Genomic DNA, 13,386 nt, shown 5'->3' on the forward strand with positions numbered 1-13,386 from the left:
AGGCTGGAACGATGCTGGTCGACCGATATGGACGCGTGGCCACCGACCTCCGGGTGTCGCTGACCGATCGCTGCAACCTGCGGTGCACCTACTGCATGCCCGAGGAGGGGCTGGCCTGGCTGCCGCGCCAGGACATCCTCACCGACGACGAGGTGGTGCGGCTGGTCCGCATCGCCGTCGAGCGGCTGGGGGTGCGCGAGGTGCGGTTCACCGGCGGCGAGCCGCTGCTGCGCCGCGGGCTGGTCGACATCGTCGCCGCGTGCGCCCAGCTGGAGCCGCGTCCGGAGCTGTCGCTGACGACCAACGCCATCGGGCTGGCGAAGATGGCCGGCGCGCTCGCCGACGCCGGGCTCGACCGCGTCAACGGGTCGCTCGACACTCTGCGCGCCGACCGGTTCGAGACGCTGACGCACCGCCGCCGCCTCGAGGACGTCCTGGCCGGGCTGACCGCGGCGCGCGACGCCGGGCTCGACCCCGTCAAGATCAACGCCGTCCTCATGCGCGGCATCAACGACGACGAGGCGCCCGAGCTGCTGGCGTGGGCGCTCGAGCACGGCTACGAGCTGCGCTTCATCGAGCAGATGCCGCTCGACGCCCAGCACGGCTGGGACCGCGCCACCATGGTGACGGCCGAGGAGATCCTGGCGTCGCTGCAGTCGGTGTTCACGTTGACGCCGCTGGGCGACGTCGAGCGCGGCAGCGCGCCGGCCGAGACCTGGCTGGTCGGTGGCGGGCCGGCCCGCGTCGGCGTCATCGCGTCGGTCACCCGCCCGTTCTGCGGCAGCTGCGACCGCACCCGGCTCACCGCCGAGGGACAGGTGCGCAACTGCCTGTTCGCGCGCGAGGAGTCGGACCTGCGCGGCGCCATGCGCTCGGGCGCCGACGACGCCGAACTGGCCCGCCGCTGGGAGATCGCGATGGCCGCCAAGGCGGCCGGTCACGGCATCGATGACCCCGGGTTTCTCCAGCCGTCGCGGCCGATGTCGGCGATCGGCGGCTGAATCCGCCGAAAGGGCGGTGAGCTGCGGTTATCGGCCGTTGATCAGCAGGTGAGCGGCAGTGAAACGGCCGCGAGATGAGGACGACGCCGGGCAGCCACGGGGGAAGCCGCCCGACGTCGCCGGTACGCAACGCACCGACGGGGGAATACGGAACGTGCGCCTGGGGAGTATTGCACGTTCCACAACCACTTCGGAAGGCCCTGTCAATGTTCGATTCGATCTTTGGCTACCGGGGCAGCCGGAAGTTCGAGTCGCGGCGGAGGGACCACTGGTGAGAGGGCACTGTGGCGTGGCTGGCGGGTCGCGTTGGCGATGACGACGGCGATGTACGGCAGCACGACCGCACCCAGGATGAACACGATGCGCAGCCACCCCTGGCTGATCACTGCCAGTGGCAGACATGCGACACGGATGCCCATCATGACGAGGTAGCGGCGCTGCCGGCTGGCGAGGTCGTCGCTGCGCGGCGCCGCGGCCGTCGTGACCGACGGCACAGGGTCGCTTCGTCGCGCGCCGTTTCCGCTCACCCCTCCACGGTAGGCCAGAATCGAGCGATCAGCGCGGCCGGGCCGCCCATTCGGCCCGGCGCCCGGAAAGAGGAGAAGGTCATGAATCGCACGTACCGAGTGACCGAGATCGTGGGGACGTCGACGGACGGCGTGGAGGCCGCGGTGCGCAACGGCATCGGCCGGGCCGCGCAGACCCTGCGCCACCTCGACTGGTTCGAGGTCACCGAGATCCGCGGCCAGATCGTCGACGGCGAGGTGCAGCATTTCCAGGTCGGCATGAAGGTCGGGTTCCGGCTTGAGGACGCCTGACGGTAGCGTCGGCGCGGACGTGTAACCCAGAGTGAGGAGAGCCGGACGTGGGTCGGTCCGTACTGGTGACCGGTGGCAATCGCGGCATAGGCCTCGCCATCGCGCGCTCGTTCGCGCAGGCCGGTGACGACGTCACCATCACCTACCGCAGCGGCGAGCCGCCCGAGGGACTGGCCGGGGTGCGCTGCGACGTCACCGACAGCGACTCGGTCGACGCCGCGTTCACCGAGGTCGAGGCCGCGCAGGGACCGGTGGAGGTGCTGGTGGCCAACGCCGGCATCACCCGCGACACCCTGCTGCTGCGCATGAGCGAGTCCGACTTCACCGACGTCGTCGACACCAACCTCACCGGAGCGTTCCGGGTGGCCAAGCGCGCCGCCAAGGGCATGCTCCGGGCCCGCAAGGGCCGCGTCGTGTTCATCTCCAGCGTCGTGGGCCTGCTCGGCTCGCCCGGCCAGGTCAACTACGCCGCCAGCAAGGCCGGCCTCGTCGGGCTGGCCCGGTCGATGTCGCGCGAGCTGGGCAGCCGCAACATCACCGCCAACGTCGTCGCGCCCGGGTTCGTCGAGTCCGACATGACGGCCGAGCTCACCGAGGCGCGCCGCAAGGAGATCCTCGACAGCGTCCCGCTCGGCCGCTACGCCAGCGCCGACGAGATCGCGCGGGTGGTGCGCTGGGTGGCCAGCGACGACGCGGCGTACGTGACCGGAGCCGTCATCCCGGTGGACGGCGGATTGGGGATGGGGCACTGATGGGCATTCTCGAGGGCAAGCGGATCCTGGTCACCGGGGTCCTGACGGAGGCGTCGTTCGCGTTCCACGTGGCGAAGCTCGCGCAGCAGGAGGGCGCCACCGTCGTCCTGACCGGCTTCGGCCGCATGAGCCTGGTCGAGCGCATCGCCAAGCGGCTGCCGTCGCCGGCGCCGGTCGTCGAGCTGGACGTCACCAGCACCGAGCAGCTCGACTCCCTGGCCGCCCGGGTCGGCGAGCACGTCGACGGCCTCGACGGCGTCGTGCACTCGATCGGGTTCGCGCCGCAGACCGCGCTCGGCGGCAGCTTCCTGGAGACCCCGTTCGAGGACGTCGCCACCGCCGTGCACGCGTCGACGTACTCGCTGAAGTCGCTGACCATGGCCACGCTGCCGCTGATGCCCGGCGGCGGCTCCGTCGTCGGCATGGACTTCGACGCCCAGGTGGCCTGGCCCGGGTACGACTGGATGGGCGTGGCGAAGGCCGGCCTCGAGGCGACGGCGCGCTACCTCGCCAAGTACCTGGGGGAGAAGAACGTGCGGGTCAACCTCATCTCCGCCGGGCCGGTGAAGACGATGGCGGCGCGGTCCATCCCGGGCTTCTCCGACTTCGAGGGCGTCTGGAACGACCGCGCGCCGCTCGGCTGGGACCTCTCCGACCCCGAGCCCGGCGCCCGCGGCGTCGTGGCGCTGCTGTCCGACTGGTTCCCCAAGACGACCGGTGAGGTCATCCACGTCGACGGCGGTGTGCACGCGGTGGGCGCGTGATCCCGGCCGGCCGCGACGGGTCGGTGCGGCTCGGCGGGCTGGTCGCCCGGGACCACTGGTTCGACGCCCCGCTGTCGTATGAGGCGCCCGACGGCGAGCGGATCCGGCTGTACGCGCGGGAGGTCGTGTCGGCGTCGGCGCCGGATCGCGACCTGCCGTGGCTGCTGTTCCTGCAGGGTGGGCCGGGTGGGAAGGCCACGCGCCCGCCCGGCGCGTCGGGATGGGTGGGCCGGGCGGTCCAGGACTTCCGGGTGCTGCTGCTGGACCAGCGCGGCACCGGCCGGTCGACGCCCGCGACGGCGGCGACGCTGGCGGCCCGCGGCGACGCCGCCGCGCAGGCCGAGTACCTGTCGCACTTCCGGGCCGACGCCATCGTCGCCGACGCCGAGGTGATCCGTCGCGCACTCATCGGCGACGACGGCCGCTGGCACGTGCTGGGCCAGTCCTTCGGCGGGTTCTGCTCGCTGACCTACCTGTCGTTCGCGCCGGAGCACCTCGACTCCGTCATGGTCACCGGCGGCCTCGCCCCGCTGACCGCCGGCCCCGACGACGTCTACGCCGCCACCTACCGCACCGTCGAGCGGAAGAACGCGCAGTTCCACGCGGCGTTCCCGCAGGCCCGGGAGCAGCTGGAGGCCGTGGCGGCGTTCGTCCGCGCGAACGACGTCGTGCTGCCGGACGGCTCGCGGCTCACCGTCCCGCGGCTGCAGGCGCTGGGGCTGGCCCTCGGCGCGAAGTCGGCGATTCCGGGACTGGCCTACCTGCTGGAGGAGGCGTTCGCCGCCGACGGCGTGCTGTCCGACACCTTCCTCGCCGGCGCCTGGCAGGCCCTCTCGTTCGCGAGCCAGCCGCTCTACGCCGTCGTGCACGAGGCCTGCTACGCGCACAACGCGGCGACGCGGTGGTCGGCGCGGCGGGTGGGCGCCGAGCTGGCGCAGTTCGCGCCCGACGCGGACCCGCTGCTGCTCACGGGCGAGATGATCTACCCCTGGATGTTCGAGCACGACCCCGCGCTGATCCCGTTGCGCGACACCGCTCAGCTACTGGCGGAGCGGGAGTGGGGACCGCTGTACGACCTGGACCGGCTGGCGGCGAACACCGTCCCGGTCGCGGCCGCGCTCTACGCCGACGACATGTACGTCGACGCCGGCTTCTCCCGCGACACCGCGGCGCGCGTGCGCGGCGTCCGCACCTGGGAGACCAACGCCCACGAGCACGACGGCCTGCGCGAGACCGAGGACGTCGTCGACCGGCTCATCCGGATGAACCGCGGCGAGCTCTGATGGCGCGCCCCCGCTTCACCGTCGTGGCGCGGGGGTACGACCGCGCGCAGGTCGAGGCGCACTGCACCCGCATCGAGGCGACGCTGGCGGGGACGGCGGGCACGCTCGCGATCACCGCGGAGGAGGCGGTGAACCCGACGTTCGGCATCGTGCTGCGCGGCTACGACCACCACGAGGTCGAGGCGTGGGTGCGGGCGCGGGCGGCGCTGCTTGCCGCTGCCGGTGCCGGCGCTTCGCCCGGCCCGTCCGCCGCCGTCCAGCCGCCCGGGCAGGTGCCGGGCGCCCTGTTCCTGGTCGTGCGGATGCGCGAGGGCTACGACATCGGCGAGGTCGACGCGTTCGTCGAGCGGATCCGGGACGGCGCGCGGTCGCTGACCGCCGACGAGGTCAACCAGGTCCAGTTCACGACCGTGCGGCTGCGGGCCGGGTACGACATGCAGGCGGTCGACGAGTACCTGGACGAGGTCGTCGGGTGGCTGAGGACCGCGACGCCGGCTCCAGCCGCCGCCTCCGTCCCCGTCGAGCCGGAGGAGGCGCCGACCACGACCGAGTGGCGCGAGTCGCTGACCGATCGGTACGAGCTGCTGAAGCTCGCCGACCAGCCGGCGGGGGAGCGGTTCCCGGGCGTCCGGCTGCGCGAGGGCTACGACCTCGGCGAGGTCGACGCGTTCGTCGAGCACGTCCGGGCGACGCTGGCCACGACGCTGACCGCCGCGGAGGTGCGGGCGGCCGAGTTCACCACCGTCCGGCTGCGGCTCGGCTACGACATGCGGGCCGTCGACGAGTGGCTGGCCGCCGTGCAGGGCGTCGCCCGGAGCTGAGCCGGGCGGTCAGTGCGTCCGCGCGGTCGTCAGCTCGATCAGCCGCGACAGCGCCTTCCGGCCGTCGTCGGTGACGTCGGCGGCGTCGAGCGCGCCGCGCGCGTCCGCCACCAGGTCGTCGACCAGCGCCTCGACCCGGGCCAGCGCGCCGGTGCCGACCAGGACGTCGCGCAGGGCCGTCACGCCGTCGAGGTCCAGGGCGGGGTCGCCGAGCCGGGCGCCGACGAGCGCCGCCTGCTCCGCCGACGCCCGCTCCAGCGCGTACGCGACGAGCAGCGTCCGCTTGCCCTCACGCAGGTCGTCGCCGGTGGGCTTGCCGGTCTGGGCGGGGTCGCCGAAGACGCCGAGGACGTCGTCGCGAAGCTGGAAGGCCTCGCCGAGGGCCGCGCCGAACCGCCGGTACGACGCCAGCAGCAGCTCCGGCGCCCCGGCCAGCGCACCACCGATGACCAGCGGGTGCTCGACGGAGTAGCGAGCCGACTTGTACCGGATGACGGTGCGGGCGCGGTCGGCCTGGCCGCCCGGCAACGTACCGCCGCTGACCTGCTCGAGCATGTCGAGGTACTGCCCGCCGCCGACCTCGGTGCGCATGCGGTCGAACACCGCCCGCGCGTCCCGCAGCCGGTCGCCGTCGACGTCGGCGTGGTCGAACAGCTCGGCGCTCCACGCCAGCAGCATGTCGCCGAGCAGGATCGCGGCCGCCGTGCCGAACCCGTCGGCATCGCCCTGCCAGCCGGAGTCGCGGTGCAGCGTCGCGAACCGGCGATGGACGGACGGCAGGCCGCGGCGGGTGTCGGACGCGTCGATGAGGTCGTCGTGGACCAGCGCCGACGCCTGGAACAGCTCCAGCGCCGCCCCGATCGTCACCAGCACGTCGTCGGCTGGGTCGCCGCCGGCCGCCCGCCAGCCCCAGTAGGCGAACGTCGGGCGCAGCCGCTTCCCGCCGGACAGGAACGCGGCCGCGGCGTCGACCAGCGGCAACGTCTGCGGACTGGCGGCGGCGAGCACCTCGCGCTGCCCGTCGAGGAACGCGTCGAGGGCCTGCTGGATGCGCGGCCGCAGGAGGCCGACCGGGTCGTCGGGGCCCGCGAGGGGCGCTGGGGTCACCACGCCTGCAAGGCTAGGGGGTGGCTGACGGAGATGGTGGATGCGGGCGGCGTCCAGGGGCCGATCCAGCAAGGCGGAGGAGAAGGTCGATGCGGTGCCATCGAGCGACGACGACAACGCAGCTGGTCGGTTCCTGGGCGTCGATCCGCGCCGCCGAGCTCCGTCAGGCACCCCCTTGGGGGGTGGGGTCGGCGAGGGCCGCTTCGAGGTCGTCGAGGATGGCGTGCGCGCCCCGGTAGGTCGAGCTGCCCCACACGTCGTAGTCGGCGTCGACGACCTGGCCGGCCTGCGCGGCCGGCAGGTTCTGCCACAGCGCCGACGACGTGATGGTCTCGCGCGCGCCGGTGTTCTCGCCGTTGGCCAGCACGAAGACGACGTCGCCGTCGGCCTCGGGGATGAGCTCCAGGCTGATCTCGATGAAGTCGCGGTCCGGGTCGGGCTCCAGCTGTCCGGCCGGGCGGGCGAAGCCGACGTCGTCGAGCACCTGGCCGGGGAAGGACGCCGGCGTCTCCAGTCGCAGCACGTCCGCCGCCTGGACCCGGACCAGCGAGACCTCGACGGCGCCCGGGTCGCCGACGGCGTCGCGGACCTGCTGGACGTGCGCGTCGTACTCGGCGACGACCTCGTCGGCCCGCTCGGGGACGTTCAGGGCCTCGGCCAGCTCGTCGACGTGCGAGCGCCAGCTGCCGGTGCCGTCCCAGGTCAGCGACACCGTCGGGGCGATCTGCGAGAGGTCGTCGTAGGCGTCGGCGAGCGCGGCGATGTCGACGCTGACGATGAGGTCGGGGTCGGCGACGGCCAGTGCCTCGATGTCGGGCTCGTTCGTCGGGCCGACGATCTCGAGGTTTTCGACGGGGAAGTCGTCCGGGAGGAACGTGGCGAGGTCGGCGCCGTCGCCCGTCTCGGCCGCCGCGGCGACCGGCTCGAACCCGAGGTCGACCAGCGCGGACAGCGTCGGGCGCCACAGGACGGCGATGCGCTGCGGGTCGTCGGGCACCTCGGTCTCGCCCTGGGCGTGGACGACGGTGTGCGTCGCCTGGCGGTCGTCGGCGGCGGGATCGTCGTCACCGCCGCCGCACGCGGCGAGCGGAAGCAGGGCGGCCAGGGTCAAGGGAGCGGCGAGGCGGCGCATTCGGGGTCTCCGGGGGTCAGGACGGACGGCGTTCCAGCGCGGCCCGGCGCTTGGCGACCCGGACCTCGTCGTCGACGTAAGGGCAGCCGCCGCAGAACGCCGCGGGCTGCTGCGCGGCGTCGCGCGGGCGCAGCTCGTCGACCACGTACTTGAGGCAGCAGGTGCCCTTGACGCTGCCGGCGGCGACCCCGCCGGTCCACGGCACCCGCAGCAGCCGGGGCCGGCGGCGCACCGGCGCGCCCAGCGCGACCAGCTCGTCGACGACGGCGCGGGTGCGCTGCCAGGTGTCGTCCGGGTCCAGGCCGGCGGCGTTGGCCGCGAGCACGGCGGGACCGCCGAGGCGGTCGGCGACGGAGCTCCACATCGTCCGCACGCTGTACGGGGCCAGCCCGGCGGCCGCGTCGATGACCGGCGCCAGGACGGCGTGCAGGCGACCCGCGACCGCGGCGGCGCTGACGTCGTCGTCGACCTCGCCGCCGGTGAGCGCCAGCCGGTCGAACTGCGCGCCGTCGAAGCGCACCTGGGACGACGGGGACAGCGGCAGGCCGCGGCCGTCGACCAGGTAGCTCGCCAGCAGCGCCGTCGCGACCCGGCCGGTCAGACGGAGCACCAGGTAGGACGCGGCCACGTTGCGGTGGCCGCCGGCGTCGCCGTCGAGGCGGTCCAGCCAGGCGGCGACGACTCCAGGGCCGGACGCGGCGTCGGCGAGCGTCGTCCAGCCTTCGCTGTCGGCCGACGTGACGAACCCGAAGGACGGATGGAGCCGCTCGAGCCGGCGCGCGGCGGCATCGAGCGACTCGGTGGCGGTGACGGCGAACATAGGTATGGCTAACTTAAGTCCTGGCGACGAAGATCGCCAATCGTTCGCACGCTGAGACGATCTGTCCGAAACGCGGACGCGCCGGTAGTCTGAGGCGATGGCATTGGGACTTCCGTCGACGATGCCCGGGGGTGCGCGCACCATCCGGGAGCTGCTGGCCGCCGGCGGGAGATCGTTCTCGTTCGAGTTCTTCGCGCCGAAGTCCGAGGCCGCCGAGGTCTCGTTCTGGCAGACCATGCGCGACCTCGAGCGGCTGCAGCCGACCTTCGTCTCCGTCACGTACGGGGCGGGCGGCACCACCCGCGAGGGCACGGTGCGGCTCACCGAGGGCATCGCCCGCGACACCACGCTCACCGTCGTCGGGCACCTCGCCGCCGTCGGCCACTCGGTGGCCGAGCTGCGCAACGTCATCGGCCAGTACGCCGACGCGGGCGTGCGCAACTTCCTCGCGCTGCGCGGCGACCCGCCCGGCAACCCGCAGGGCGAGTGGGTGCGGCACCCGGAGGGCTTCGCGTACGCCGAGGAGCTGGTGCGGCTCATCCGCACGCACGGCGACTTCTGCGTCGGCGTCGCGGCGTTCCCCGACAAGCACCCGCGCTCGCCCGACCTCGAGACCGACGCCCGCTTCCTGGCCCGCAAGTTCCAGGCCGGCGCCGACTACGCCATCACCCAGATGTTCTTCCACGCCGACGACTACCTGCGGCTGCGCGACCGCGTCGCGGCGGCCGGGGGAGACGCGCCGATCATCCCGGGCATCATGCCGGTGACGAACGTGCGGCAGATCCAGCGCTTCGCCCAGCTCACGGCGGCCGACTTCCCGGAGCCGCTGGCGCGGCGGCTGCTCGCCGTCGAGGACGACCCCGAGGCCGTGCGGGCCATCGGCGTCGAGGTGGCGACCGAGCTGTGCGAGCGGCTGCTCGCCGAGGGTGTCCCGGGCCTGCACTTCATCACGCTGAACAAGTCCACGGCGACGCGCGAGATCTACCAGAACCTCGGCGTCGGCGCCCTGTCCTAGGCGCGCCCGATGTCGTCGGCGACGATCGCCGCCGACTGCGCGACCAGCGCGATGCCCGGGCCCGGGTGCGCGCCCGCGCCGGCGAGGTAGAGGCCGCGGACCCGGGTGACGTTGCCGGGTCGGCGGAAGATCGCGGTGACGCGGCCGGCGGCGGCGCCGTGGACGTAGCCGCCGGCGGCGTCGTACCAGCTGATCGCGGGACCACCGCCGGCGGGGAAGCGGATCTCCGGCGCCCGGGTGGGGTCGGGCCGGACGGCGGTGGTGGGCGCCGCGTCGTCCCGGCGGCGCCGGAACGGGCGGCGGCGGTCGTCGGCGAGGTGGCCCGGAGGCGCCGTCCACACGACCGCGTCCGCGCCCACCGTCGCGCCGCCCGCCAGCGTCACGCCGGTGACCCGCTTGCCGTCGTGCACGGGTGCCTCGGCCGCGGCGTCGTACCGGAACGTCGCGCCCCGCTCGGCGCCGCGTCCGGCCAGCACCTCGATCAGCCGCGCGAGGTCGGCCGTCCACACGCCGAACGTCTGCTCCAGGTACGGCAGCACGGTGAGCGCGGCCGGCGCCGTCGCGGGGTCGGCGCCGTAGCGGGTCGCGTACGACTCCAGCGCGGCCTTCAGGTGTGGCTCGCGCAGTGACGCGGCGACGTCGCGCAGCGTCTGGGTGTGCCGGGGCGCCTTGGCGCCGGCGTGGCCGAGGATCAGCGGCCGCAGCTCGCGCCAGGCGCGGTCCCCGTGCGCGACGACGGCGTCCCACTGCGCGCCCGCCCCGGCGCCGAACGCGTCGTCGAGGGCGCGCCGGGTGCCGGACGGGCTCGCGTTCGGCACTGCGACCTCGGCGCCGTCGGCGAACACCCACCGCGCCGCGGGCTCGGCCGGGACGAGGTCCAGCTCGCGCTCCAGCGGGCGGCCGGTCTTGCGGAACAGGTCGCGCAGGACCGCCGGCAGCGTGAACGGCTGCGGGCCGTACCGGAGCTGGCCGCCGGGCGCCCGGCCGGACTCCACCACCGTCACGGCGTGGCCGAAGTCGGCGAGGGCGAGCGCGGAGCAGAGCCCGGCCAGGCCCGCCCCCACGACGACGACGCGCGCCACGCCTCAGCCGGTGACGTCGACGGGCGCGCCGCCGGTGACCCGGACCAGCTCGTCGAACGTCGTCGGGAAGACGGAGTGCGGGTGGCCGGCCGCGGCCCAGACGCGGTCGTACTTCTGCAGCCAGACGTCGACCAGCGTGCGCACGGGCGCCGGGTGCCCGACCGGCGCGACGCCGCCGATGGGCTGGCCGGTGTGCGTGCGGACGAACTCCGGGGTGGCGCGGCCGACCTTCGTGGCGCCGGCCGCCCTGGCCAATGCCGCGACGTCAGCGCGGTGGGCGCCGCTGGTGAGGACGAGCAGGGGAGCGCCGTCGCAGTCGAAGATCAGCGAGTTGGCGATGGCGCCGATCTCGCAGCCGAGCTGCTCGGCCGCCGCGACCGCCGTGGGTGCGGAGTCGCCGAGCGCGACGATCTCGGGACTCGTGCCCGCCGCCGCCAGAGCCTCGCGGACGCGCTGCACATTCGGGTGGCTGAGAACCTTGTCATTGCTGGTCACAGGGGTCGACCCTACCCTCTCCCGATTCGTTCCCGAGACCTTGTCGGTGGTGGGGTGTACATTTCTCTGTAGGTCGAACAGTCGTTCGAACAAGATGCGGAGGCGGCCATGACTGTGGAGATTCAGGAGTACAGCAGGGTGGCGGGCGGCGGCCACGGCCTGCCGGCCCCGCGCACCCGGCCGCCCATGGGTCATGCGGCGCTCGATCTCATCGAGCACGCGCGCCTGTGCCTCGCCGAGGCCGCGTCCGCCGGTCACGCCGGCGACCGGTTCGCCGCGGCCCACCTCGCCGCGCTGCGGGCGGCGGCCGCCGTGCTGGCGGCGAAGGCCCGGCCGGCCGAGAGCGGGCGGGGGCGCGGGCGGCGCGGGCACGGTCCGCGCAACGTGTGGGAGCTGCTGCCCGGGGTCGCGCCCGAGCTCGCCGAGTGGGCTGCCTTCTTCGGCGCCAACGCCGGCAAGCGGGCCGCCGCCCAGGCCGGTCTGCCCGGCGCGGTCACCCCTCGCGAAGCCGACGACCTCCTCCGCGAGGCCGACTCCTTCCTCGGGCTGGTCTGCGTGCTGCTCGGCCTGCCCTATCAGGAGCCGCTCGACGGCCCGGTGGTCGCGATCGTCCCCGGCGCTGCCTGAGCGCCCTGTGCCGGGTGTCCGGCGTGACGTGCTGGCGGTGACGACTGCCTGTCGCGGTGGTGGCGCGGCGGTGCGGTCGCTGGTGGCGGTGCGGTGGTCGGCGGTGACTGCGTGGCGGGGTTCGGCGGTGGCGGCGCACCGTGACCGATCCGTGGGGCGGCCGATGGTGGTGAGGGCGCGGGGCCGGGTACCGGTGCGAAGCCCACGTATGTGTCGGCCCGGACGCCAGCGAGTCCGAGTCGGCCGCGACCGGCGTCCGGCTCGGCTTGGACGGCTCCGTCGTGGCGTGGTGCGCGGCGGGCGGGTCGGCCGGGCGTGAGCGCTGGGCCGGCGAGCCGGTCGGCGTCCGGCGTGCGGTGGCTTGGCACTCAGCGGCTCGGCTGTCGTCAGCGCCGGCGGCGGCACGACCGTTCGCCACCCCTCACCACTCGCCACCCCTCATGCCACGCCGCGCGCCTTCACGCCTTGCCAGTTCACTCTGCCGCCCGCACGTCCGGGATGCGTCCACGGCCGCTACCCCGGGCGCCGCCGCACCCCCGCGGTCGCTTACCCCGGCGCTGTCGCGCTCGCGGGCACCGCCGCGGCCCCGGCGCCGCCGTACTCTCGCAGTCCGCTCGCACCTCCGGCGCGTGCCGGGAAGTCCTGGGGCGGCCGCCGCGTTATGTGAGTTGTCTTGTCTGTCCGATGTCGGGAGAGCCGCCATGCCGAGCCGCAGTGAGCTGTACGAGCTCGTCGAGGAGCCGTCCGAGCTGGAGTCGCCTGTTCTGGTCTACTGGTTCGACGGTTTCGTGGACGCGGGCCGGGCCGGCGGCGGGCTCGTCGATCATCTGCTCGCGACCCTCGACACCGAGGTGGTGGCGCGGTTCGATGTCGACGCGCTGATCGATTACCGGGCGCGGCGGCCGGAGATGCGCTTCGCCGACGGGGCGTTCCAGGAGTACGACGCGCCGGAGCTGACGCTGCGGCTGGTCCGCGACGACGTCGGCGCGCCGTTCCTGCTGCTGTCGGGGCCCGAGCCGGACGTGCGGTGGGAGGCGTTCGTGGCCGCCGTCACCGATCTGGTGGAACGGCTGGGCGTGAAGCTGTCCATCGGCGTGCACGGCATCCCGAACCCGGTGCCGCACACCCGTCCGCTCAGCGTCCTCACCCACGCCAACCGGCCGGGACTGCTCGACGAGTCCGCGCTGGTCGACGTGGAGTTGCGGGTGCCGGGCAACGTCTCGTCGCTGCTGGAGTACCGGCTCGGCCAGACCGGCCACGACGCCATCGGGCTGGTCGCCCGCGTCCCGCACTACCTCGCCGAGTCCGAGTACCCGCAGTCGTCCCTGACGCTGCTGCGGGCGCTGAGCGCCACCACCGGTCTGCTGCTGCCCTCCGGCGAGCTGGCCGAGGCCGCCCGCCGCACCGACGAGCTGGTCCGCGAGCAGGTCGAGGGCAACGACCAGGTCGCCAAGGTCGTCCACGCGCTCGAGAACCAGTACGACGCGTTCGCCGGCGGCGACGCCCGCGGCAGCCTCATCGCCGAGCAGCGGGCGGTGCCCAGCGCCGACGAGATCGGCGCCGAGCTCGAGCAGTTCCTCGCCGACCTCGACGACCGCGAGGAGAACGGCGACAGGGACGACGAGGAGGACGGCGACCGGTAGCGGGCGAGCCGCCACCGGGCCGGCCG

15 protein-coding genes are annotated in these 13,386 nt (G+C 74.2%); 9 read left to right on the forward strand and 6 right to left on the reverse strand.

What is annotated here, in order from left to right:
- Positions 1-11: 11 nt before the first annotated feature.
- On the forward strand, positions 12-1,001 hold the full coding sequence (gene moaA, locus BLU82_RS11100) for a GTP 3',8-cyclase MoaA (protein WP_092619751.1): 990 nt from the start codon (positions 12-14) through the stop codon (positions 999-1,001).
- Between the two features lie 203 nt (positions 1,002-1,204).
- Here moaA and BLU82_RS11105 read toward each other — a convergent pair whose 3' ends face one another.
- Entirely contained in the window at positions 1,205-1,528 is a 324-nt protein-coding gene (locus BLU82_RS11105) for a DUF3099 domain-containing protein (RefSeq protein WP_069114995.1), read from the reverse strand.
- Positions 1,529-1,609: 81 nt separating this feature from the next.
- On the opposite strand from BLU82_RS11105, the gene BLU82_RS11110 reads away from it, so the two are divergent.
- From BLU82_RS11110 to BLU82_RS11130, 5 genes are read left to right on the forward strand one after another with little or no spacing between them, the layout of a single operon-like run.
- Positions 1,610-1,819 carry a dodecin gene (locus tag BLU82_RS11110; protein WP_069114994.1) on the forward strand — a complete coding sequence of 70 codons (210 nt, stop codon included), beginning with the start codon at positions 1,610-1,612 and terminating at the stop codon, positions 1,817-1,819.
- A gap of 47 nt (positions 1,820-1,866) precedes the next feature.
- Positions 1,867-2,571: a beta-ketoacyl-ACP reductase gene (locus BLU82_RS11115; RefSeq protein WP_092619754.1), complete on the forward strand. Its 705-nt coding sequence runs from the start codon at positions 1,867-1,869 to the stop codon at positions 2,569-2,571.
- Positions 2,571-3,335: an enoyl-ACP reductase FabI gene (fabI, locus tag BLU82_RS11120; RefSeq protein ID WP_172885577.1), complete on the forward strand. Its 765-nt coding sequence runs from the start codon at positions 2,571-2,573 to the stop codon at positions 3,333-3,335. Before BLU82_RS11115 ends, fabI begins: the two co-directional genes overlap by 1 nt.
- Positions 3,332-4,618 (forward strand): alpha/beta fold hydrolase, encoded by a 1,287-nt coding sequence (locus BLU82_RS11125; RefSeq protein ID WP_197682872.1) that lies wholly within the window; start codon positions 3,332-3,334, stop codon positions 4,616-4,618. The genes fabI and BLU82_RS11125 overlap by 4 nt, the downstream gene beginning before the upstream one ends.
- On the forward strand, positions 4,618-5,439 hold the full coding sequence (locus BLU82_RS11130) for a DivIVA domain-containing protein (protein WP_092619760.1): 822 nt from the start codon (positions 4,618-4,620) through the stop codon (positions 5,437-5,439). Before BLU82_RS11125 ends, BLU82_RS11130 begins: the two co-directional genes overlap by 1 nt.
- 9 nt (positions 5,440-5,448) lie before the next feature.
- Here the strand turns inward: BLU82_RS11130 and BLU82_RS11135 are convergent, their stop codons facing one another.
- The 3 genes from BLU82_RS11135 to BLU82_RS11145 form a co-directional block, all read right to left on the reverse strand.
- On the reverse strand, positions 5,449-6,549 hold the full coding sequence (locus BLU82_RS11135) for a polyprenyl synthetase family protein (RefSeq protein WP_197682873.1): 1,101 nt from the start codon (positions 6,547-6,549) through the stop codon (positions 5,449-5,451).
- 160 nt (positions 6,550-6,709) lie between these two features.
- Positions 6,710-7,678 (reverse strand): iron-siderophore ABC transporter substrate-binding protein, encoded by a 969-nt coding sequence (locus BLU82_RS11140; RefSeq protein ID WP_092619763.1) that lies wholly within the window; start codon positions 7,676-7,678, stop codon positions 6,710-6,712.
- Positions 7,679-7,694: 16 nt separating this feature from the next.
- On the reverse strand, positions 7,695-8,498 hold the full coding sequence (locus BLU82_RS11145; RefSeq protein ID WP_092619766.1) for a hypothetical protein: 804 nt from the start codon (positions 8,496-8,498) through the stop codon (positions 7,695-7,697).
- A 97-nt stretch (positions 8,499-8,595) separates the two neighbouring features.
- On the opposite strand from BLU82_RS11145, the gene metF reads away from it, so the two are divergent.
- The gene (metF, locus tag BLU82_RS11150) at positions 8,596-9,513 is read left to right on the forward strand and encodes a methylenetetrahydrofolate reductase [NAD(P)H] (protein ID WP_092619769.1); all 918 of its coding nucleotides are present in this window, start codon (positions 8,596-8,598) and stop codon (positions 9,511-9,513) included.
- On the opposite strand, the gene BLU82_RS11155 is transcribed toward metF, so the two are convergent.
- Both BLU82_RS11155 and BLU82_RS11160 read right to left on the reverse strand, forming a co-directional pair.
- Complete coding sequence (locus BLU82_RS11155) at positions 9,510-10,595, reverse strand: NAD(P)/FAD-dependent oxidoreductase (RefSeq protein WP_092619772.1); 1,086 nt, start codon at positions 10,593-10,595, stop codon at positions 9,510-9,512. The two genes, metF and BLU82_RS11155, sit on opposite strands and share 4 nt — an antisense overlap.
- A 3-nt stretch (positions 10,596-10,598) precedes the next feature.
- Positions 10,599-11,090, reverse strand: a complete 492-nt coding sequence (locus BLU82_RS11160; protein ID WP_197682874.1) for a YbaK/EbsC family protein — start codon at positions 11,088-11,090, stop codon at positions 10,599-10,601.
- 186 nt (positions 11,091-11,276) lie between these two features.
- Here BLU82_RS11160 and BLU82_RS11165 point away from each other — a divergent pair, with 186 nt between their 5' ends.
- A complete protein-coding gene (locus tag BLU82_RS11165) occupies positions 11,277-11,717 on the forward strand; it encodes an SAV_6107 family HEPN domain-containing protein (protein WP_069115181.1) in 441 nt (146 codons plus the stop codon).
- A 701-nt stretch (positions 11,718-12,418) separates the two neighbouring features.
- Positions 12,419-13,360, forward strand: coding sequence for a proteasome assembly chaperone family protein (locus tag BLU82_RS11170; RefSeq protein WP_092619777.1), 942 nt, complete (start codon positions 12,419-12,421; stop codon positions 13,358-13,360).
- The last annotated feature ends 26 nt before the right edge of the window (positions 13,361-13,386 follow it).

This window comes from Jiangella sp. DSM 45060 (assembly GCF_900105175.1).
GTDB lineage: Bacteria > Actinomycetota > Actinomycetes > Jiangellales > Jiangellaceae > Jiangella.